Below are 21,038 nucleotides of genomic sequence, written 5' to 3'. Positions count from 1 at the left end.
AAATAAAAGGAGAAGGACATTGTAATGAATGATATAGAAAAACAATTATATGTAGCCCCAAAAAATTACGCTCGTTTCCTCATGTATGTTGTGTTGATAACTTTATTACTAGGATGGACATTATCTACACTTCAATTTAGTCAAATGGAAGCAAGTAACTGGGTCATTGCCAAGAATATACTGACAGGAATTGTAACACCTGATTTAAATTTATTATTTACTTTTACGTCAAAAGGTGTGCCATATTTACTAGTGGAGACAATAGCTATTGCATTCCTTGGAACAATCATTGGGGCGCTATTAGCCATTCCTTTAGCATTTCTGTCAGCTTCTAATGTAGTACCAAAACCTGTTGCTTTTGTAACAAGAATAATCTTAATATGCATTCGTACAGTTCCTGCTTTGGTATATGGGCTAATGCTAATTAGGGTAACAGGGCCTGGGCCATTTGCAGGTGTATTAACGATAGCGCTCGTTTCAATTGGGATGCTTGCTAAACTCTATGTAGATGCAATTGAAGATTTAGATACAAGTATATTTGAGTCAATGAATTCCATTGGTTGTACTACATTTGAAAAGATTCGATATGGAATTGTCCCACAGCTATTCTCCATTTTCTTGTCTATTATGATTTATCGCTTTGATATGAATTTGAGGGAAGCTTCTATCCTCGGTTTAGTAGGAGCGGGTGGAATAGGTGCACCATTGATTTTTGCAATGAATGCATATAGATGGAATGAAGTCGGATCTATACTAATTGGATTAGTTGTGTTGATTTTGATTGTAGAAGTATTTTCAAATAAGGTGAGGAATAAATTGATTCGCGGATAGATGTATACAGGCTTCAAGGAACAAATGAGAATGAAGTGTATGCAAAATTATTTGTGAAGTATTATTATTTATAGTTATAGTCTATTTACTTCATTCCATAAATTTTACACATTCGAACATCAGCAATTGAAGGATGTGCTATAAATGGCGTTATATAAGGATATAATCTAAATCAATAGCCAGACATATTTTATACTTCCTTTTGCTAATGATTTTACATTTTATTTTTATTTGTTACAATAGCACCTAACATGTTGTAAAGGAGAATGTTTGTGAACAAGAAATGGTTAATTAGTTTATTGCTAATTTGTATAACAACAGTGATGGTAGCATGTAGTGACAATGATTCTACTGAAGGAAATGAGAAAACAAGTACTGAAGAAGGTAACCAACAAGCGGAAATGGAACAACCTGATTTAGAGAATGTTCCAGAAGTGGTTGCGGAAGTAAATGGTGACAAGATTTCAAAAGCAGATTTTGAATCAACATATCAGGCACAATTTCAACAAGTCATGATGCAAGCGCAAATGTCAGGTGAAGAAGTGAATCAAGATGAATTAAAAGGGCAAATTGTCGATGCACTAATTGGACAAAGACTTGTGATTCAAGAGGCAGAAGATAAAGGGTTTGAAGTGGCAGAAGAAGATGTAAATAAGACATTAGATAGTTTAGTTGCTCAAAATGGATTAGAGTCACAAGATGAATTTTTCGCTGCATTAGAAGAACAAGGAATGGCGAAAGAGGAAGTAATGAGCCAAGTAGAAACACAAGTAAAAGTAAACAAACTCATTGCTGATGAGACAGGGGAAGTCAACCCATCAGAAGAAGAATTGAAAGAAATGTATGACACATATGTGAAACAATTAGAACAAATGAGTGAATCAGGCCAAGATGTGACGATTCCATCATATGAAGAAATGGAACCGAATTTAATTGCGCAAATCAAGTCTCAAAAAGATGCGGAGACATATCAGAAACTAGTAGAAAAACTAGAAAAAGATGCAGAAATTACAAAAAATCTTTAAATAAAACAGAGATTTAATATAGACTGTATCGTCCTTACGCCAAGATGAAAAGGACGATGCGGTTTTTTTATATTCAAATTAAGAAACTATAAATGTAAGTGTATATAGGTTGAAAATACGTATATAAATAGGTGATTTTAGTAGCAAAAGAGCTTATTTCCAATTTTGACGTTAGAACGATTATAGGAAAAAATAATAGTACAAACATTCTCCTCTCCATTTAACATCACATTATCTAGAAAACCATTCTGTAAAAATACATCCAATATGAGTCAAATTTAATTAAAGGAGGTGTCCATGAAATGGGACACGACATTTTTGCATATAACAAGGCAAATCAAGAAGTTGCATATGCCAGATTTTCTATGTTTAACGATAATTCTTATATATTATATGATTTGTTACAAGCGAGGGAATTTCATGCAGGTGTAAGTGGAAGTGGTGTATGTGTGGAGTTTTCTGATGTCATGATGAATCAAGTGATGCAAGATTGTAATTTACTATTTCCTAAAAATGATAGAGCAAATCGTAGAGATATTGATGTAAAACAGATTCAAGGATTTATCAAGAATTCCTATGAAGCAGCTAAGAATGAGGGTAGTGTAAAAATTTGCTTTGGATGAAGGAATAAAGAAATCGATGGATTGAGGGAGAATGTTTCTACAAATACAACTGCACTGCCAATAATAGGTAGTGTAGTTTTTGGTATATAATAGATTGAAAAAGTAGCGAATGCGAATATATGTTCTATTTTTTGCTGGATTATGTTATAATCTAAAAAGATAACGTTCTTTTAGGGTTAGGTCGGCTAATTCCCTTATGGAAAGGGGGAATGCCTATGAGTATGTATGAAAGCTTTATGGTACTATTTGGTTTTGGTACTTTCTTGATTGCACTGCTCACGTTGATTATCTCGATGATTAAACGAAAATAGACCTCCCTATTTGCCCTTACAAGTAACTAGGAGAGGTCTAATACAAACAATGTTTAGCCGATTCCTCTGGGGGAACCACTTATCTATACCCGTAGTTGCCGCTACGGGTCATTTATTATATGTGTAATTCCTTTCTATTATAACATGTTTCCACAAATAAGTGTATGGATGAGTGATAAAGCATACAAAATAAACGGGGTGTACTGGATGCAGCAACAACAAAAAGAAATTATTTCTAAGAAGATATTAACAGAGACAAAAGGGTATCTAGATATTGGTTTCACACATTCCTTAAATCCTTATAGTGGCTGTGGTTTTGCGTGCTCGTATTGTTATGTGAGAGAAATGCCTATTCAACGCTTTAAAGATATACCATGGGGTGAATGGATTGAGATAAAATCAAATGCTAAAGAAATTCTTCAAAAAGAAATGAACAAACTACGCAAAAAAGGGAAAGTCATCAATATATTTATGGCTTCAGCAACAGATCCATATCAACCAGTGGAGAGAAACACGGAGTTAACTCGTAATTTATTAGAAGTGATGATTGACCATCCACCAGACTTATTACAGATACAAACAAGAGGACCACTAATTACAAGAGATATCGACTTGCTTATACAATTAAAGGAAAAGTGTAAATTAATTGTTTCAATGACAGTGGAAACAGATAGAGAAGATATCAAGCGAATTTTCGCACCATATGCACCAGGTATAGGAATTAGATTAAAAGCAATGAAGGAGTTACACGATGCGGGGATTGTTACACAAGCATCGATTTCACCTGTACTCCCATTTACAAGGAATTTCCCAAATAAATTAAAAGGGATTGTCGATGCTGTGTGGATTGATACATTGATGATTGGAGATGGAGCAATGGGCAAGAGGTCATCTCGATTAGGTATGCCACAGCTCTTTCTGGAACATCATCTAGAGAAATGGTATGATCCCAAATTGCATGTAAAAGTAGAGAAGTACTTCAAGAAATACTTTTCTGCCGAATGTGTTCGTGTATCTAAAGAAGAAGGTTTTCCAAAGCAAATAGAACAGAAAGGACGATGACAGTTCCATCATCATTTTAAATGTAAAAATGCCTTGTTCTAAAAACATTTTTCTTCTTATTTCATATAATGCCCTTAGAGGTGATGAATGTGGCAAGAGTGAAATATACAGACAATGATCTCGCGTTACTAGCAAGAATGATGCGGGCAGAAGCAGAAGGCGAAGGAAAGCTTGGCATGTTAATGGTCGGTAATGTAATTATAAATAGATTAAAAGCAAATTGTTTAGATTTTAAAGATTTACGATCAATTAGAGATGTGATTTTTCAAATTCAAGGTGGTAACTACTCTTTTGAAGCCGTTCAAAAAGGGAACGTATTCTACAATCGGGCGAGAGATGTAGAAAAGAGATTAGCGGAACAAGTTGTGAAGTATTGGCGTGAACATCCTTCGAAATATGCATTATGGTATTTCAATCCATATGGACCTTGTCCTCCGACATGGTATGACCAACCTTTTGCGGGACAATTCAAACAACATTGTTATTATGAACCACAAGCAAATACGTGTGAAGGCGCGTATCGTTGGTAAACTTACACGAAATTCAAATCAAGAAAAAACCGACACTTGTCTACAAATATAGTAGCTAAGTGTCGGTTTTTGACTATTTATTTTTTTCCTTGTTCCTCTGGTGCGGGTAAATCTTCTATTTCTGGCGCTTCCTCATCTTTATTATCAGAATCATCCGGCACTGGTAATTCTTCTTCAGGTGGTGTAGGTGTAGTTACTTCAACAGATTTGTTGTTACTTACGCGTATTTCCACAGTATAATCCATGGAAACAAAGGAATTAAATTGGCTCATGCCTACAACGGTTCCTTTTACTTCTGCTGAATCGACATATTTAATAATATAAGAAATGTTAGCACCTTTAGACTGATAATCTTCATAGAATAGGCGCGGTAAGTCACCCTCTAATTGGCCACGATAATCTCTAAGATATGGCTTACCTTCTGAGTAAGTTACAGTAATGTTCTTATTGTCTTGGTCCGTTAGCTTTGTACCTGGTTCAATCGATTGTGCAATTAATTGTCCAAATTTCACTTTGTTATGGAACCTTTGCTTTACAGTAACATTTAGTCCTTCCACAGTCATTGCTTCTTCGACAGAGTAGTTAGCGAAATTAGGAACTTCAATTGCTTTACCTAGTGACAGAGTTATTTCTATCTTATCTTTTTTCGCAACGAGTTCATCTGCAGCGATGCTTTGACTAGCAACAAATCCTGCTTCCACATCATCAGAAGCAGCATCTTTGTAGCTAACGTCAATTTCATTTGTCTTCGCCCATTGATCTACTTCTTCTTTTGATTTGTTTTTGAAATTAGGAACTTTAATATTTTTTTCAAATGTCTCTTTACCTCTAGAAAAATAGATTGTTGCAATATCTTGTCTTCGATAATTGTCTTCGGAAATCGTTTCATCTCTAATGACAAATCGAGTGAATTCGCCTTCTTTAACGTCATCGCTATATTCTGTGACAACTTGAATATTTTCTGCTTTCGCTTCTTCTTTCCAAGCTTCAAAGTCACTCATTGTCATAACAGCAAAATCAGGCAGTTCTATTTTTGCTTCAGGATCAGGTCCTTTACTACTAGTAATCGAAATTGTTGAACCTTTTTTAATTTTTTTCCCTTTTACAACAGATTGTGTCATGATTTGATTCGCAGGATACTCCATGCTAAATTCATGTGTAAGTTCTAATTCCATATCGTTCTCATCTGCCCATTTTCTTGCATCAGATATCGGCTCTCCAACGAAATCTTTCATTTCAATATAAGAAAGTTGATAGTAAATGAATCCAATAAGAGCAATTCCAATGATTGCTAGTACGCTAAATAGGATAATTTTATTCCGTTTTTTCTTTCTGTACGTTGGGTCTATTTCTATTTGTTCATTGGATTCGCGTGTACTTCTTCTATCCACTACTGGTTCATGTTCCGCAGGAGCTGGAAGGTCACTCTGCTCCTGTTTATTAGTGGGCTTCGAACTAGATTCTTTAGACAAATCATCATATTTGTCTTTATCGAAATTAGATAAAAAATCACTCATGTTTATTTAAAACGCCTTTCTTTAAATATAAAACTTCGTCAGATTGGAGTGCGATATCATTTGAGTGTGTTACCATAATGACACATTTATTATGTTCGTGAGCTAATTTCTTAAAAATATCAATGATTTCTTGTTCCATCTCTTCATCAAGATTACCTGTAGGCTCATCGGCTAAGATTAATTCCACATTCGTAGATAAAGCTCTTGCTATAGCAACACGTTGTTGCTCACCACCAGATAATTTATTTACAGTACGATTTGCCTTCTCTTGCGAAATACCAATATAGTCTAATAGATTGTAAGCAACCGTTTTTTGGTCTTTTGGTATATCATTTTCTGTAATCGACATTGCGATTAATACATTCTCAACTGCTGTAAATGTAGGGATAAGATTATAATTTTGAAAAATAATCCCGATTTTGTTTTTTCGATAAGAATCATATCCAATTTCAATTAAATTCTTTTCGTGAAAAAGTACTTCTCCACTGTGCGGTTTATCCATCGCACTAAGTAAGGATAATAGTGTCGTCTTTCCAGAGCCTGATTGTCCTAGAATTGTATAAAATTTTCCTTGTTCAAAGGAAACGCTCGTGTCTTTTAGAATATATCTTCGGCTTTCTCCGTCTTGATAATAATAGTTCAGATTTTTTGCTTCTAAAATCATGTTTTTACCTCCCTTTACATCATTATTTTCTTCGGATTCAGACGCATTATATAAATCAATGGAATGAGTGTGGAAAGTAAGATAGTAGCAATTCCAACACCATAGAATAATAGAATGAATTCAGTAGATAAGTTCACTTCATATGCTGCTAATACATCATCTGTTGTTAAATCTGTTTGCAACTCTGAATAGTAGAACATCTCATCTGTTGTCTGTTCATTATTACTTTCAATCATCTTATCAGATACCGATTGTGCAAGAAGATTACCAGTAAATAAGGATAGAGTCATTCCAATAATGGATACGATCAATACTTCTGTCATAATTTGTCCGATAACTTTTCCTCGAGACTCACCAAGTGATAAATAAATACCTAGCTCGTGTTTTCTATCTCGTAAGAATAATAGAACAACAAGACCGATAATTAAAATTGTAGTAGCAATAGATACGATAAGGACATATTTAGATAATGTAGACATGGATTCAATCGGTTTTGCGATAGAATCGTACGCATCACTTGCATGTCTCACTACATATAATTCTGGTAATAATGGATTGACTTCTTCTTCAAATGCTTGTGCATCTTCCGGTTGTTTTAAAACAAAAATCGGTACATAATACTCTTCATACTCTCCGGCCATCTCACCCATAGAATGCTTTGTTTCTGCAGCAACTAACTCGTTAGATACATAGACAGTATTTTGGTAATCAATATCCATCCAATTAAATTCTTCGTTATTTTCTGTGTCAGTATTTACTTTTTGTGGTTCAAAAATCCCAATAATTTCAATTGGTACTTCTCTAGAATTATCTACAGATTCTTCGCCTGTTTCTTCATTAAAAGAATAGACAGAATTGATGAATGAAATCGTGTCCCCAACATGTACAGAGTTCAACTCAGCAATTTTGCTAGAAATAATCGCAACAGGAGTACCATTCTTTATTTCATCTTCCGTAAACACGCGTCCATCTACAAGCTTACCTTTTCCTTCTTCAAAATCAACAACTGGTGCGTAGTTAATTCCTTTAAATTGAAAGTCTGTGCTAATGTATTCTTCGTTCTCTTCAACAGCGAAGTCGACTTCCGTGTCTTCTCCATAGTATGCATTTACTTCTTTTGAACCAAGATAGAGCATTTTGTTGAAGTCATAGTACTTCACATAAGAAAGTTGCCCAATTTCTTCAATTAGATCCAATTTTAATGGTTGCATCTCAAAATTCATTAATTCCGATTCTTCCATTTTGTCTAATTGCTCATAATCTAATTCAATCGTCGCAGCAGAACCTAAGCGATCTTTAATCGTACTTTCTACATTAGATGTTGCTTGGGTAATCGAAATCGCACCTGCAATCACATTTCCCAAAATAAATAAAACTGCTAACAAAATAATCGACTTGCCTGGTCTTCTCGTAATACTTAATAATCCACGCTTAAAAAAACTCATGTCTTTCCCCCTGTTCTTTATATTAATGATGAGAGCAAATTTATTCTATATAGATGTTAGATTCTATATTCATTAGTGTATGTATTCTAAATAGGATATGTAGGTAAAGAAGCCCTCATTAATTAAACGAATGAATCATCTAAAAAGTTACAATTATTTTCATAAATTTATAGAAATATATAAAATAATTGTTTTCATGTTAAATATTACTATATTTATTAAAAGTTGACGAGTGTATTTGGAAAAAAGTAAAATAAAAATAGTCGTTTTTTAGAAGGAAGTGTATTTTTTTGAAAAAAGGATATTTACATATTGTAACTAAAGTGATTCGGATAGTAATAATTGTATTAGGTGGATTTATTACTGCATATGGATTAGAAGCAGTTCTTATTCCAAATAATGTATCTGATGGTGGTGTAACAGGTCTTAGTATTGTTGGATCACAATGGACAGGTCTACAATTAGGTATATTAATTGGAATTCTAAATATTCCTTTTGTCTATTTGGGATACAAACAAATCGGTAAAAGTTTTGCGATTAATTCAATTATTGGTATTGTTTCATTAGCGATTGGTACGAGCTTGATGCATCATATACCACCAATCATTGAAGGAGATACATTACTTGTTACTGTTGTTGGTGGTATTATTATTGGTTTTGGGATGGGACTTGCCTTGCGTAATGGTGGTGCTCTAGATGGGATTGATATGTTAGCAGTATTATTATCCCGTAAGCTACCTTTTGGTACAAGTGATCTAATTTTGTTCTTGAATTTGTTTGTTTTTATTGTTGTATCAACAGTATTTGGATTACAAGGTGCCTTTTTATCAGGTATCGCATATTTTATAGCATCGAAAGTCATTCATATTGTAGAAGAAGGCTTGAGTGGTTCCAAAACATTCAAAATCATTACAAATGAACCTGAATTAATGGTAGAGACGATACGTGATCGCTTAGGAAGAGGGGCGACTTACAATATTGTTCGTGGAGCATATTCTAACGAAGAATTTAAAGAAATTACATGTGTAATTAACCGATTAGAAGAAAGCAAAATGAAAGAAATCATTCAAGAGATTGACCCTCGTGCATTTGTAACAGTATACGATGTTGCAGAAGTAAAAGGTGGAAACTTTAAGAAAGCGAATATTCACTAATGTAGGGTGAGGCAGTATCGAGTGGGAGCTTGGTGCTGCTTTTTTCTTATGTGGTGGGGATGACGCTGGGAATGTTTGTGGGACGCAGGGAAAATGAGAATGACGCTGGGATTCTTTGTGGGACGCAGGGAAAATGAGGATGACACTGGGAATGTTTGTGGGACGCAGGGAAAATGAGAATGACGCTGGGATTCTTTGTGGGACACAGGAAATATGAGAGCCACGCAGGGATTAATGAAAAACCAGCATTAATTTTAAAAAAAGAAGTTTATTCACTTCTTGGTTAATGAGAATTCCAGCGTGGCTATGAGAATCCCAGCGTGGCCATGAGAATTCCAGTGTGGCTATGAGAATTCCAGCGTGGCTATGAGAATCCCAGCGTGGCTCGAAGAATCCCTAATTTATGAGCAGATATGTTTATTTTCATATACTAAAGGCGTACCATTATATTTAGGGAGTCGAAATAGTTTTAAAAAACAGTCACTTCCTAACATGGTTAAAATTAAATTAGAAGAAGGGGATAATGATTAATCAACAACAAGTAGCAAAAAGAAATCTGTTTATCATGTGGTTTGCGAATTTCTTTATTGCAGCAAGTATGACGATGGTGATTCCGTTTCTTTCATTATATATCGGTTCATTAGGAAATTATCCTGATGATTTTGTTCAACAATGGTCTGGATGGGTATTTGCGATTACCTTCTTTATCGCATTTCTTGTCTCACCGCTATGGGGAAGATATGGGGATAAACGAGGTAGAAAGCCTTTCTTGGTTATCTCTGGATTTGGTTTAGGAATTAGTGTACTTTTGATGGGGTTTGTTACGAATGTGTATCAACTCTTTTTATTACGCTTATTCATGGGACTTTTTGCTGGTTTTATCTCGATGTCACAAGCATTTATCTCGACACAAACACCAAAACATATTGCAGGTAAGGTTTTAGGAACTTTGCAAACAGGGAATGTAACTGGGAGTTTGCTAGGTCCATTGTTTGGTGGAATACTAGCTGATCTTATTGGATATGCACACACATTTCAATTAACTGCAATTACTCTTTTTACTGCAGCAATCTTCGTCTTAGTCGGGATTAAAGAAAGACGAATAGAGGAAGAAAGTGAAAATGAGAAGAAATATACTTCTTTGCAAGTGTTAAAGCATATTCTTGCGCACCCCATTCTTGTAATGGTAATGATCGTATCTATGTTTGTCCAAGTTGCTAATTTTAGTATTCAACCAATATTATCCTTATATGTGGACCAAATTCATGGGCCGACTAGTATTGCCTTTTTCTCTGGATTAGCATTTTCTGCTGCAGGGTTAGGGAATCTTTTTATGTCTAGGAATTGGGGGAAATTAGCTGATCGTATAGGTTACGAAAAAGTACTCATTCTTCTGTTGTTCTTGTCAGGTATCTTTTTCTTTCCAGGTGGATTTGTTTCCTCGATTAGTCAGCTCATAGTCGTTCGCTTTTTACTAGGAATGGCGATTGGTGGCATCATTCCAATTCGTACTGCATATATACGTCAAGTCACGCCGCTCCATATTCAAGGAGAAGTACTTGGCTATAATACGAGTATTCGTTTTCTAGGAAATATTATTGGACCTATTTTAGGCGGTTGGATTGCAGGTATGTATACAATCGCAACAGTATTCTTCTTTAGTAGTTCGATCTTAGTAATAAGTGGTTTAGCATTAGTTGTGACAGTGAAACGAAATAAAGAAGAAGTAGTCGCGCATTATCCAGTACATTCTTGAATGAAATAGATAAGAAAAAGCAAGCTACATGGACAAGATGTAGCTTGCTTTTTCAGGTTCCAGTCCCTACGTCTCTAAACGAATGCTTGCGCTTTTGTGGCATCCAGCTTAAGCACCCAGAAACTAGGCGACTTCGTGAAGCAACTATCAACATAGAAGACTTACCTCATGTGAATACATGAGGTATAGTCGCACTTGTACTGGTGAGTATAAGTCATCATCGGCTCGTGCCTCACCGTGATTCCTTTATTTCTGTTACTTCACTCCAGTCGCTACGTTTCTAAACGGGTGCTTGCGCTTTTGTGGCATGTATTGTTCCGAATGGGTGTTCTGGTGGGGCGTAGATAGAATAGAGTTTTAATGGGCGATTTCCTACATTGATTAGATTGTGCCACACGCCAGCTGGGATCATAATGGCTGAGCCTGGACATACATATTGTTGGAAGGTTAGTTGATCTTTGTGCTCGCCTATTTGCACAAGACCTTCACCGTCTTCTATTCGCAGGAATTGATCCGTGTGTGGGTGAATTTCTAAACCGATATCATCACCGACACCAATACACATTAACGTAACTTGAAGGTGTTTGCCCGTCCAAATAACTGTACGGAAATAATGATTGTGCTTTGTTAATTGTTGAATATCCACCACATTAGGGGAATTTCCTTTATCATAGGAAGGCATTTGTTGCATCATTGGATACGCCTCTGTTGGATAAAATGGCTGATTCCAATAAGGTGGTGTAGGGCTCATTGGATGGCAGGAATACGGATAATTATACATAATGGACTCTCCTTTTTTTTAGTAACTTTTTCTCTACATAGTATGCAAACGCCTAGTAGTGTGACAAAATTACTTAAGGAGAGTAGGAAGATTAGTTGTTAACTGGAATGTCATTCTCACACTCAGGTAAGATGAAAATAACGGAAATGGTTACAACAGCTTTAGAAGGGTTGCAATAGTCTACATCAGAGATATAGGCAAATGCCAATACATTTCCATTACAAAATTCTGGGCATGGATCAACTGTATCTGGTGTAGTGTAACATAATGTGTGATTCACACATAACGTACTAGCACAAGAGAATGTGTGATTCATTGTTCTGTTACAATCTGCGGCACCATTGTTATAAAATGTAGGAGCGTTAAATGAAGTAACATAATTAATATTCCCTATTGCTTTTACTTCTTGAGCGGTACATGCATTGACAAGTGTGCCACACTCTGTAATCCCATCAATTGTAGTAGGATTCGAGCAACATTCAAGGAAGAAATAATCCGCATAAATATTGATCAATCCTTTTGGTAAATCGATTACGGATTCGGGTGATAATGTGAGGTGACAACAATCAAATAAAACGCGATGACAGTTTGCTTGTTGTGCATCTGCTACTTGATCTAACACAGCTTGAACGGACGGGTCCATATTTCTATTCTCTAACTTTTCTCTTAATTCGGCTAATACTTTATCTCTATTTACAGCCATATAATCTTTCCTTAAAGAATGAATTAGAAAACATAAGACAATATTGCTTACGTTTCTAATACACTATATTCTTTTTAAAGGAGAATGTAATGGACAAGTGTTCGAGCACAAACGTATATTTTTGAGCGTTGACTATAAAATAACAAGCAGTTCCATTCGCTAATCGGAATGGAACTGCTTTAAAAGTATGTCTTTATTTAAAAACAACTTCTTTTATAATTTTAGTCGGTTCATGATCTAACATATTTTTAGGAACAACTTTTGTGATATTTTTTTGCATATTTGATTTTAAATCATGCACTTCATCTTTTTCACCTACAATATAGATGTTGTCCCAGTGTAACCCTTTCGCAAATCGATCAAGTGTAGCAGCTAATTGTTTATACCAACGATAACGATTGGCCTCAAAACGTTCCTTGAATTGATCCTGTTGTGTGCTTTTACTGCCATTACCTACAGTTGCTTGCGCGCGATGGGGCCCAGCATATTCTCGCCAATCTTCTGTTTCGATGTCTAATTCGAATATATGTGTATCTTTCACTGTGCCTAATTCTGTATCAAGTACACGTACCGCTTCTCTTTGTGTAAGAATAATCCCTGATTTAGGAAATTTCTCGTGCATCTGTTTTAATTGATTAATCTTCACATCCTCATCCCAAGCAAAATCAGTTGTGACAGGCATTTGGAATTTATCAGCAAACCAAATGGATCCATCAGCTGTTGCGAATATGACGACACTTTTGGCTAAACTTTGTTCGTTTTCTTTCATAAATGTAAGTACTTTATCTTTAATGATGGTAAAATTCTTTTGTTCTTCTTTGTTGTTATCTTTTTCTAAATACTTCTCGAAATTATTCAATCCATTCTTAAGGTGTATTTTCCATTCGCCACCTTGTTGGTCGGGATCGGCACGGTCTGTGTTCAAATACATAGAAAAAACTCTGTTCGGCTTGGCTAAAGATACTTTTTTCCATTGCTTTATTTGTTCTTTAATATCCATTCGCGCACTACTCCTTTATTTCTTAGTATTAGAAAATGTACTACACTACTCATGTAACCGTTAACTATCATAGTTAAACATTCTAATTGGTGATAAAAAAATGACGCAATGATTTCCAATGCGTCATTTGTATTTTATACTGTTAAAAATTCATTCAGGTAATAGGCTACTTGACTATCCCAATATGTTTTTTGATCTGTGATGTATTGTTCGATTTCGTCAAAAAATGCTTGATCTAATATTGGGTATTTCACTGTACGCACTTGATCATATGGTGAATTGTGTTGCAAAACAATGTTGATACTTTCAAGGAAATGAGTGATTAATTTTTGATTAGGTGAGATGCCAATGACTGCTTGGAATATCTCCTTATCTTCCTTAATATCTAATGCGTGATAAGGTAATTTCATATCAATATGAATACCATCAACTAAATGAAGTTCAATCAGTTGCTTTAGTTTGTTTGGATATGCCCCACATGTTGTTACAATGATTTTACCATCAAAGCATTTCCGGACACGTGTAAGTAACTGAATGATATCATCTATTTTATCTATTAGAAATTCTCCCCCACTGAACATAATCGCATCAAATAAGAAGCCACTTTTATCTAAATAATCATATAAATCTTGTTCTGTCTTATACAATTTTGGTTTGTTAGCAATAATTTCATCGTAATTATGACACCCATAGCAATGAAGCAGACAACCTGATAAGGAATGAACTAGTAGTGTCGTATGATCTGGTAAGTCGTTAAATGTACGAATGAAATTGTTGTAAAACTCCATTATTTCACAGCTTCTTCCATTGTTTCTTCTTTTAGTCGTTTACGCTCATTCCAATCATGTCGTCTTGCTTTAGACCAGAAGTTATATTTTCCTTCATAATATCCTTTGTCATTTACTTCAATATTGTTGCGAGCAATCATTTTCAAATAACCAATCACACGGCTGAATGTGGCAATATCATGTGACTCACATGTCGGGCATTGTTTAATATTCTTGGCATCTTCTGCAATAATTTTTTGACCACATGCCATACAAGAAGTAATTGTTGGTGTTAATGTAATATAATTAATTGGTTTTTGGAAAATACGATCGATATATATTGCTAACTTTTCAGGTGCTACTTTAGCTTCTAAGAAATGATGCAAGACACTACCTGATGTGGCATATCCTTGAAATTCTGCACTGTTTTCTAATTGTTCTAAAAAGTCTTCTTCAGAAAATGGTGTCATGCAGCCGCTTGTTAAATATGGATTCTCTCCTTCGCCTTGTGTAAAAATTTCTCGACCATTCTTCTTAGCCCATTTGTGATCATGTCTCGCCAACTTAATCGCTGCATTTTCGGCAGGTGCATATTCAATACCACATGCCACTTTGTCACGTACAATGAAGTGATTCACTATTTCTGTCATGTATTGCATTAAGTCATGTGCAATTAATTTTCCTTCTGAATCTTTTATGCCATTCTCATAACCAATGTTGACAAGTCCTTCATTCATCCCAGTGATGGCAAAGACATTGAAATAATTTTTTAGATTATGGTTATAAGAGAAGAAGGTAGGATATAGTTCTTTATTTTGTTCAATCCATTTTCTTTTTGCCATATGTGCTTCTTGCATAACTTCTAAGTATTCGGCCATTTTTTCTTTTACTAAAGCTAAATCGTGTCCGAATTCAATCAGTAATCGATTCATATTCAAATTGAGTACTTGTACAGCACCAGTGGAACCAGTAGAAGAACCGAATACACCACCGCCAGCTTTAGATAATGTTTCTAAATTAATTTGAAGACGACAGCATAAACTACGACTAACTTCTGGATCTTTTGCTTGAATCATAGGGTTTAATGATTTGTAATAGGTATTCTCAAATGGGGCTGTTTTGAAATTCTCGAAATACACACCACCCCAATTGTACATTTTGTCTAATAACTCTAGAAATAATGGATTTTGGTAGTTGAAATCATCATCAATCTGTACGGTTAGTAATGGGAATGTGAATGGAATGCCATCACTACCTGTACCTTCACTCATGACGTCAATAATTGCTTGATTAATTTGGTCAAAATATGTACTTGGTAAATCTTTATACGTCATGGACAGTGCTTCACCGCCGATTACAATATATTCATCTTTAATTTCCTCAGACGGTTTGCCAAATTCAAGTGTGATATTAGAAAAGCTACTCTGCGCACCTGAACGAAGCGGCATGTTCAATTCCCAGATTAAACTTTGGAATAATTGCTTTAACTCATCTTTATCATACTCATGGCCTTGTTGTTCTTCAGCGTATAAATAGGAAGCGGCTATAGTCGATAATTGAGCAAGCATGACCGCACCTGATACTTGTTGAGAAATTAATGTAACCACATTACTAAAATGGCGTAATAATATGGATAATCGCTTAGTTGGTTTGGAAGTAATCATATTCTTTGCGAGTGATGGAATACCTTTCATCGCAATATCTTTACAACTAATGGAGACGCAATATGGTGCCAATTGTTTGTCATGCACATACACAATGCCATCATCATATAGTTCTTTTATTCTTTTAGGGAGAACATGTCGGAATAAAAATTCTTCCTCTGCATGATTATTTAAATTATGTCGCAATAATGGTAAGGAATAGACATAGTTACTATTCTCACGTTTTAAGTAATCCGCTTTTTTATCTTCTGTATTCGAAGTGAATTTCTGGATAATTTGCTCTGAATTTTGGAACATAGACTGAACTCTCCTTATCAATATGATGATTCTACATTAATACAATATATAGTGTCTAATAGTGATATTTATCACTATATATTGTACCTAGATGTTTGGAAAGTTAATCTATCAAGACATATTGCATACGTGAATTCGTGTAAAAAAAGTCTGCTTTTGCTAAAATGATATAATAGATTTAAAAAAAGGAGCCAAACATAATGGAAACAGCAAACCAATTATTTTTTCGTGAATTTAATGAAGCATTTGTCAAAGGTAATGTCGGGAAAATTTTAGAAAGTGTGACAGATGATATTGTATGGCGCATGGTCGGTACAGATACGATTCGGGGAATAGAATCACTAAGACAGGCATTAGAAGGGATGGAAAGTGGCAATCAGTTTGAATTAGACATCGAAACAATGATTACACATGGAAAAGAAGCTGCTGTTCATGGTGTCATCCATACGACAGATCGTGACGGAGAACTAAATCATTATAGTTTTTGTGATATCTATAAATTAAATAAGCATAAAGATGGGAAAATTAAAGAAATAATTAGTTATGTTTTGGAAGCATAAGTTGTTAGTATAGAAAAAGCACACATCTGCTAAATGAACAGATGTGTGCTTTTACTTTTTGTATCGGCTAGCGTAAATGCCCAGAAACTAGGCGACTTCGCGAATCAACGATCAATAAGTCATCATCGACTCGTACCTCGCCGTGATTCCTTTATTTCTGTTGATGCACTCCAGTCGCTACGTTTCTAGACGGGCATTTCTGCTTTTGTATCATCTAGCATAAATGCCCAGAAACTAGGCGACTTCGTGAATCAACGATCAATAAGTCATCATCGACTCGTACCTCGCCGTGATTCCTTTATTTCTGTTGATGCACTCCAGTCACTACGTTTCTAGACGGGCATTTCTGCTTTTGATTATTATCCTTCAATAATAAATTCAAATGAACCGTGTAGTTTTACGTCTTTACCGATTAGTACGCCGCCTGTTTCTAATGCCGCATTCCAAGTTAAACCGTAGTCTTCGCGGTTTATTTTACCGTCTAAGTCAACACCAGCAACCATGTGTCCAGCCATTGGGTCTTTAGCCATACCGTTGTATTCTACTTTGAAAGTTTCTACTCTTGTTGTATCTTTAACTGTTGTATTGCCTGTTACTTCAAATTCATCATCAGATACTTTCTTAATTGAAGTACTTTCAAATGTAATTGTAGGGTAGTTCTCTACATCAAAGAAGTCACCTGATTTTAAATGTCCATTACGATCATCATTATTAGTTTCAATAGAATCGACTTTAATTGTTACTTTTACAGATGCATTTTCTAAATCATTAAAGTCTCCGTTAAAGTCTACATCGAAATCTTGGAATTCACCTTTTGCTTTTGATACCATCATATGTTTTACTTGAAAATTCAATCCACTGTGTACTTTATCTAATTTTACTGTTGTCATTTTTAATATTCCTCCTAAAAATTATTAACTTACTTTATGTAACTTAGTATACAAATGAAAATTAATTACGTCAAGTAATTTTGTTATTTTATTTCTAATTTATTTTCTGCTATACTACTAAATAAGAGGTGAAAGTGATGAATGATAAAACAATTTGTCCTAGATTCGAGTCAGCATTAGACATTTTGAATAAGCGATGGACTGGACTAATCATATTTCAATTGTTAGAAGGTCCACAACGTTTTTCCCATATAGAATCAACGATTGGAATTAGCGGTCGTGTGTTATCTGAGCGATTAAAAGATTTAGAAAAACAATGTATCGTAAATCGTAAAGTATATAATGAAACACCTGTTAGAATAGAGTATGAATTGACTGATAAAGGAAGAGCATTGGAACCCGTTTTAAAGAATATCCAACAATGGGCTGAGACATGGGTGGACAATGAAACACTCATTTAGTAAAAGTATACCCAAAGAAATGCTGTTAAAACATTGGCGATAAAAACGCTGATGTTTATTTTTTATCTACAGAGTACGAACAAGAGAGGTGAAGAAGAGGATGAATAAGCATATATTTACAAATGATTGGGAAGATATCTTAAGTGGTGAATGTAATCAAAATTACTATAAGAAGCTACATGAATTTTTACGAGAAGAATATCAAACATCAACCATTTATCCTAAAGCAGAGGATATATTTAATGCACTACATTTCACTTCATTTGAAGATGTTAAAGTCGTGATACTTGGTCAAGATCCGTATCACGGTCCAAATCAAGCACATGGTCTGAGTTTTTCTGTGAATAAAGGTGTACCAGTGCCGCCGTCATTGAAAAATATATATAAAGAATTACAGAATGATGTTGGGGTATCTATTCCAAATCATGGATACTTAAAGGAGTGGGCAGATCAAGGGGTGCTGTTATTGAATACAGTATTGACAGTTCGAAGTGGAGAAGCGCATTCCCATAAAGGAAGAGGATGGGAGCAGTTTACAAATCAAATCATTAAGAAATTAAATGATAAATCATCTCCAATTGTCTACATTTTGTGGGGAAAGGCAGCAGAGGCAAAAGAAACATTAATAGACACGTCAAAGCATTATACAATAAAGTCACCACATCCTAGTCCATTATCTGCGCATAGAGGATTCTTTAATAGCAAACCATTTTCAAAGGTGAATCAGTTGTTAATTCAAGAAGGAAAAGAACCGATTGATTGGCAAATCTCCTCATTTACTGTTAATTAGAAAAGAACAACACCTCCACATCAATTTATTCAAAATTCATTCAAGTGGAGGTGATGAATAAGCAGATTTCTCACTGGAAATGTACAGTTTTTATATGATTCATTGGAATAAACACGGTTTCTTGTCTTGCGGTGATGATTTCAATAAAGCTTTTGTGTATCGCTACTAATTGCCCAATTTGATATGCTTCAATTCCTAAATCAATAATAATTATTTTTCCAATCAATTTCTGTAATTGTATTTCAAATGTACGAGACAGATTCATATTGCTTGGATGAACTGGGAGCATTTCTCTCTCTAGGCCATATGGTATTTGATTATTTTGATATGGAGTAAGCCATTTTAAATGATGAAAAGGAATGAACATTGTTTTATATACAGGCGAATAAAAGACAAAATAATCACTTAGAACATTTGTAATATAACCATGAATGGATTGAGAAGGAGTGACAAAGATTTCCGTGAAAAGTCCTTTTGCATTTACAAGGATTTTGCGAAGTGAGATTTCTTTTAATGGGTCAATCTCATCTGTAGGTAAAATAATTTCTGATTCCACACTTTTTTTGATATGCAATACATGTGTTGTTGGAATATACATATATTCTTCTCCATTGTATAAAACAATAATATCACTACCAACTTCAATCAATATTCCATCTATTTTGATTCTTCCAGCTAAGTGTAAAGTCATTGTTTGATGGATGTAATTCTCTAAAATATTCAATGCAGTTCGCCTCCTTTATGGTGTGATGATATAGCTCCACGCATATAAGCTGATTAGACTAATCAATAATGTCAGCGGAATGATCACTATAGTAACTTGAAAGTATTTACGCCAAGTTAAATGAATACCATGCTTCCTCAAAATAAACATCCATATCAATGTGGCAAGTGTACCGACAGGAGTAAGCAATGCGCCTATATCACTTCCCATAATGTTAGCGAGATATGCTAATTGTAATGTGTGGATGTCTAGTCCCATTTCTGTGATGGTCAAAGAACCTATCATTACAGCAGGCAAGTTATTGACGATGTTGGATAGAAGTGTTATCGCAATGCCCATTGAGAGAATCGCTTGAAAGTGATTAGCCTGCACAAATGGATACAATAAATCATATAAATATTGTGTCACACCAACATTCTGGAGTGCGTATACAAGCACATACATGCTAAAAGCAAAAAGTAAAATATGCCACGGTGTTTTGACGAGAATATCCTTTATGCCTTTTTTATAATGCAAATAACGTAGCATCACAAGACTTGTTGCACCAATGATGGAGATGATTTCCATAGGTATTCCGAATGGTGCGAGAATGAAATAACTACTTCTAATACAAACAATGAACACAATTGCTAAGATAAACATATTCCAATCAATTTTTTCCTCGACTGTTGTGAGTGGATGGGAATTAAATTGAATGGTGTGATGATGTGTTTGGATCGTTTTCGGTAAATCCTTTTTGAAATAGAGATACAATAATAATGTCATTGTCATAATGCCAATCATCGAAGGTACAAACATCAAAGTGACATATTGGTTTAAATCAAGTCTTACCATTTCAAGTGCAATGAGGTTCGCAATGTTACTTATCGCGATGGGTGCACTAGCAGCAGTGGCAATAAGTGCGCCTGATATCAAGTAAGGGAATTGTTGGTGTGGCTTTAACTTAAGCATGAAGACAATTCGAATGATGATTGGTGTTGTAATAAGGATGCTGCCATCATTGTTGAAGAAGATTGTCGTAAAAAAGCATAATCCGATAATATAGAAAAATAATTTTTTCCCTGAACCATTTGTTCGTTGAATTAAATTAATCGCAACCCATTTGAAGAAGCCGACACTTTCTAAAATAATCGTCATGACAATGGTAGATAATATCGTAAATGTTGCACCACTCACCATATCCATTATATGAAAGATATTCTGATAGGATACGATTCCAAGTACTATGAGAATGATTGCTCCGATAGTTGTTGGTATTGTTTCATTAAGCCCTTTTGGTTTAGAAAGCATGAGATAAATGGTTACAACAAAAATAGTGATGGTAAGAATGAATGTGTAATCAAACATTGGAATACCCCTTATGCTCTAAGATTGTATAGTGCTCTTGTGGAAGAGATGTATGCTTCTTATTAGGTATTAGAATAGGGGTAAAGATTAATCCTGATATGACAAAAAATAATCCCATAAACATTGTGTTCACCTC

22 protein-coding genes are annotated in these 21,038 nt (G+C 34.9%); 11 read left to right on the top strand and 11 right to left on the bottom strand.

Features of this window, described 5'->3' with window-relative positions:
* Positions 1–24: 24 nt before the first annotated feature.
* From phnE to ACFOZ1_RS14585, 6 genes are all read left to right on the top strand, one after another.
* Positions 25–831: a phosphonate ABC transporter, permease protein PhnE gene (gene phnE, locus ACFOZ1_RS14610; RefSeq protein ID WP_390200482.1), complete on the top strand. Its 807-nt coding sequence runs from the start codon at positions 25–27 to the stop codon at positions 829–831.
* A gap of 272 nt (positions 832–1,103) precedes the next feature.
* Entirely contained in the window at positions 1,104–1,856 is a 753-nt protein-coding gene (locus ACFOZ1_RS14605) for a SurA N-terminal domain-containing protein (protein ID WP_390200481.1), read from the top strand.
* Positions 1,857–2,158: 302 nt separating this feature from the next.
* Positions 2,159–2,479, top strand: a complete 321-nt coding sequence (locus tag ACFOZ1_RS14600) for a hypothetical protein (protein WP_390200480.1) — start codon at positions 2,159–2,161, stop codon at positions 2,477–2,479.
* A 215-nt stretch (positions 2,480–2,694) separates the two neighbouring features.
* Complete coding sequence (locus tag ACFOZ1_RS14595) at positions 2,695–2,790, top strand: putative holin-like toxin (RefSeq protein ID WP_390200478.1); 96 nt, start codon at positions 2,695–2,697, stop codon at positions 2,788–2,790.
* A gap of 207 nt (positions 2,791–2,997) precedes the next feature.
* Entirely contained in the window at positions 2,998–3,852 is an 855-nt protein-coding gene (locus ACFOZ1_RS14590) for an SPL family radical SAM protein (RefSeq protein WP_390200477.1), read from the top strand.
* 89 nt (positions 3,853–3,941) lie between these two features.
* A complete protein-coding gene (locus ACFOZ1_RS14585; protein ID WP_390200475.1) occupies positions 3,942–4,382 on the top strand; it encodes a cell wall hydrolase in 441 nt (146 codons plus the stop codon).
* Positions 4,383–4,459: 77 nt separating this feature from the next.
* On the opposite strand, the gene ACFOZ1_RS14580 is transcribed toward ACFOZ1_RS14585, so the two are convergent.
* Genes ACFOZ1_RS14580 through ACFOZ1_RS14570 form a run of 3 tightly spaced genes read right to left on the bottom strand, consistent with a single transcriptional unit; the run spans position 4,460 to position 8,008 of the window.
* A complete protein-coding gene (locus tag ACFOZ1_RS14580) occupies positions 4,460–5,899 on the bottom strand; it encodes a PASTA domain-containing protein (RefSeq protein WP_390200473.1) in 1,440 nt (479 codons plus the stop codon).
* Positions 5,892–6,563 carry an ABC transporter ATP-binding protein gene (locus tag ACFOZ1_RS14575; protein WP_390200472.1) on the bottom strand — a complete coding sequence of 224 codons (672 nt, stop codon included), beginning with the start codon at positions 6,561–6,563 and terminating at the stop codon, positions 5,892–5,894. Before ACFOZ1_RS14575 ends, ACFOZ1_RS14580 begins: the two co-directional genes overlap by 8 nt.
* 14 nt (positions 6,564–6,577) lie before the next feature.
* Positions 6,578–8,008, bottom strand: a complete 1,431-nt coding sequence (locus ACFOZ1_RS14570; RefSeq protein ID WP_390200471.1) for an ABC transporter permease — start codon at positions 8,006–8,008, stop codon at positions 6,578–6,580.
* 290 nt (positions 8,009–8,298) lie between these two features.
* Here ACFOZ1_RS14570 and ACFOZ1_RS14565 point away from each other — a divergent pair, with 290 nt between their 5' ends.
* Positions 8,299–9,162 (top strand): YitT family protein, encoded by an 864-nt coding sequence (locus tag ACFOZ1_RS14565; RefSeq protein WP_390200469.1) that lies wholly within the window; start codon positions 8,299–8,301, stop codon positions 9,160–9,162.
* Positions 9,163–9,685: 523 nt separating this feature from the next.
* On the top strand, positions 9,686–10,918 hold the full coding sequence (locus ACFOZ1_RS14560) for an MFS transporter (RefSeq protein ID WP_390200468.1): 1,233 nt from the start codon (positions 9,686–9,688) through the stop codon (positions 10,916–10,918).
* Between the two features lie 280 nt (positions 10,919–11,198).
* Here the strand turns inward: ACFOZ1_RS14560 and ACFOZ1_RS14555 are convergent, their stop codons facing one another.
* The 5 genes from ACFOZ1_RS14555 to nrdD form a co-directional block, all read right to left on the bottom strand.
* Positions 11,199–11,699: a cupin domain-containing protein gene (locus ACFOZ1_RS14555; RefSeq protein ID WP_390200466.1), complete on the bottom strand. Its 501-nt coding sequence runs from the start codon at positions 11,697–11,699 to the stop codon at positions 11,199–11,201.
* Positions 11,700–11,790: 91 nt separating this feature from the next.
* The gene (locus ACFOZ1_RS14550; RefSeq protein ID WP_390200465.1) at positions 11,791–12,402 is read right to left on the bottom strand and encodes a hypothetical protein; all 612 of its coding nucleotides are present in this window, start codon (positions 12,400–12,402) and stop codon (positions 11,791–11,793) included.
* 193 nt (positions 12,403–12,595) lie between these two features.
* On the bottom strand, positions 12,596–13,402 hold the full coding sequence (locus tag ACFOZ1_RS14545) for a VLRF1 family aeRF1-type release factor (protein ID WP_390200463.1): 807 nt from the start codon (positions 13,400–13,402) through the stop codon (positions 12,596–12,598).
* A gap of 134 nt (positions 13,403–13,536) precedes the next feature.
* Positions 13,537–14,190, bottom strand: coding sequence for a 4Fe-4S cluster-binding domain-containing protein (locus ACFOZ1_RS14540; RefSeq protein ID WP_390200462.1), 654 nt, complete (start codon positions 14,188–14,190; stop codon positions 13,537–13,539).
* Complete coding sequence (gene nrdD / locus ACFOZ1_RS14535; RefSeq protein WP_390200460.1) at positions 14,190–16,130, bottom strand: anaerobic ribonucleoside-triphosphate reductase; 1,941 nt, start codon at positions 16,128–16,130, stop codon at positions 14,190–14,192. Before nrdD ends, ACFOZ1_RS14540 begins: the two co-directional genes overlap by 1 nt.
* A 200-nt stretch (positions 16,131–16,330) precedes the next feature.
* Here nrdD and ACFOZ1_RS14530 point away from each other — a divergent pair, with 200 nt between their 5' ends.
* On the top strand, positions 16,331–16,690 hold the full coding sequence (locus tag ACFOZ1_RS14530; protein ID WP_390200458.1) for a nuclear transport factor 2 family protein: 360 nt from the start codon (positions 16,331–16,333) through the stop codon (positions 16,688–16,690).
* Positions 16,691–17,049: 359 nt separating this feature from the next.
* Here the strand turns inward: ACFOZ1_RS14530 and ACFOZ1_RS14525 are convergent, their stop codons facing one another.
* Positions 17,050–17,580 (bottom strand): YceI family protein, encoded by a 531-nt coding sequence (locus ACFOZ1_RS14525; protein WP_390200456.1) that lies wholly within the window; start codon positions 17,578–17,580, stop codon positions 17,050–17,052.
* A 137-nt stretch (positions 17,581–17,717) separates the two neighbouring features.
* Between ACFOZ1_RS14525 and ACFOZ1_RS14520 the strand changes: the two genes are divergently transcribed.
* Both ACFOZ1_RS14520 and ACFOZ1_RS14515 read left to right on the top strand, forming a co-directional pair.
* Entirely contained in the window at positions 17,718–18,041 is a 324-nt protein-coding gene (locus ACFOZ1_RS14520) for a winged helix-turn-helix transcriptional regulator (protein WP_390200454.1), read from the top strand.
* Between the two features lie 100 nt (positions 18,042–18,141).
* Complete coding sequence (locus ACFOZ1_RS14515; RefSeq protein WP_390200452.1) at positions 18,142–18,831, top strand: uracil-DNA glycosylase; 690 nt, start codon at positions 18,142–18,144, stop codon at positions 18,829–18,831.
* Positions 18,832–18,901: 70 nt separating this feature from the next.
* Here ACFOZ1_RS14515 and ACFOZ1_RS14510 read toward each other — a convergent pair whose 3' ends face one another.
* Together ACFOZ1_RS14510 and ACFOZ1_RS14505 are read right to left on the bottom strand one after the other, a co-directional pair.
* Positions 18,902–19,555, bottom strand: a complete 654-nt coding sequence (locus tag ACFOZ1_RS14510) for a DUF2642 domain-containing protein (RefSeq protein ID WP_390200450.1) — start codon at positions 19,553–19,555, stop codon at positions 18,902–18,904.
* Positions 19,556–19,570: 15 nt separating this feature from the next.
* Positions 19,571–20,902 (bottom strand): arsenic transporter, encoded by a 1,332-nt coding sequence (locus tag ACFOZ1_RS14505; RefSeq protein ID WP_390200448.1) that lies wholly within the window; start codon positions 20,900–20,902, stop codon positions 19,571–19,573.
* Between the last annotated feature and the right edge of the window lie 136 nt (positions 20,903–21,038).

The organism is Gracilibacillus marinus (genome assembly GCF_042651725.1).
GTDB lineage: Bacteria > Bacillota > Bacilli > Bacillales > Amphibacillaceae > Gracilibacillus > Gracilibacillus marinus.
Note: the sequence above shows the minus strand (reverse complement) of the source record. Positions and strands in the feature narration are given on the sequence as shown.

What these genes read in the sequence shown, in the direction of transcription:
- phnE (WP_390200482.1), top strand. Translation starts at nt 25, where the DNA reads ATGAATGATATAGAAAAACAATTATATGTAGCCCCAAAAAATTACGCT.
- ACFOZ1_RS14600 (WP_390200480.1), top strand. Translation starts at nt 2,159, where the DNA reads ATGGGACACGACATTTTTGCATATAACAAGGCAAATCAAGAAGTTGCA.
- ACFOZ1_RS14595 (WP_390200478.1), top strand. Translation starts at nt 2,695, where the DNA reads ATGAGTATGTATGAAAGCTTTATGGTACTATTTGGTTTTGGTACTTTC.
- ACFOZ1_RS14590 (WP_390200477.1), top strand. Translation starts at nt 2,998, where the DNA reads ATGCAGCAACAACAAAAAGAAATTATTTCTAAGAAGATATTAACAGAG.
- ACFOZ1_RS14580 (WP_390200473.1), bottom strand. Translation starts at nt 5,899, where the DNA reads ATGAGTGATTTTTTATCTAATTTCGATAAAGACAAATATGATGATTTG.
- ACFOZ1_RS14575 (WP_390200472.1), bottom strand. Translation starts at nt 6,563, where the DNA reads ATGATTTTAGAAGCAAAAAATCTGAACTATTATTATCAAGACGGAGAA.
- ACFOZ1_RS14570 (WP_390200471.1), bottom strand. Translation starts at nt 8,008, where the DNA reads ATGAGTTTTTTTAAGCGTGGATTATTAAGTATTACGAGAAGACCAGGC.
- ACFOZ1_RS14560 (WP_390200468.1), top strand. Translation starts at nt 9,686, where the DNA reads ATGATTAATCAACAACAAGTAGCAAAAAGAAATCTGTTTATCATGTGG.
- ACFOZ1_RS14555 (WP_390200466.1), bottom strand. Translation starts at nt 11,699, where the DNA reads ATGTATAATTATCCGTATTCCTGCCATCCAATGAGCCCTACACCACCT.
- ACFOZ1_RS14550 (WP_390200465.1), bottom strand. Translation starts at nt 12,402, where the DNA reads ATGGCTGTAAATAGAGATAAAGTATTAGCCGAATTAAGAGAAAAGTTA.
- ACFOZ1_RS14545 (WP_390200463.1), bottom strand. Translation starts at nt 13,402, where the DNA reads ATGGATATTAAAGAACAAATAAAGCAATGGAAAAAAGTATCTTTAGCC.
- ACFOZ1_RS14540 (WP_390200462.1), bottom strand. Translation starts at nt 14,190, where the DNA reads ATGGAGTTTTACAACAATTTCATTCGTACATTTAACGACTTACCAGAT.
- nrdD (WP_390200460.1), bottom strand. Translation starts at nt 16,130, where the DNA reads ATGTTCCAAAATTCAGAGCAAATTATCCAGAAATTCACTTCGAATACA.
- ACFOZ1_RS14530 (WP_390200458.1), top strand. Translation starts at nt 16,331, where the DNA reads ATGGAAACAGCAAACCAATTATTTTTTCGTGAATTTAATGAAGCATTT.
- ACFOZ1_RS14525 (WP_390200456.1), bottom strand. Translation starts at nt 17,580, where the DNA reads ATGACAACAGTAAAATTAGATAAAGTACACAGTGGATTGAATTTTCAA.
- ACFOZ1_RS14520 (WP_390200454.1), top strand. Translation starts at nt 17,718, where the DNA reads ATGAATGATAAAACAATTTGTCCTAGATTCGAGTCAGCATTAGACATT.
- ACFOZ1_RS14515 (WP_390200452.1), top strand. Translation starts at nt 18,142, where the DNA reads ATGAATAAGCATATATTTACAAATGATTGGGAAGATATCTTAAGTGGT.
- ACFOZ1_RS14505 (WP_390200448.1), bottom strand. Translation starts at nt 20,902, where the DNA reads ATGTTTGATTACACATTCATTCTTACCATCACTATTTTTGTTGTAACC.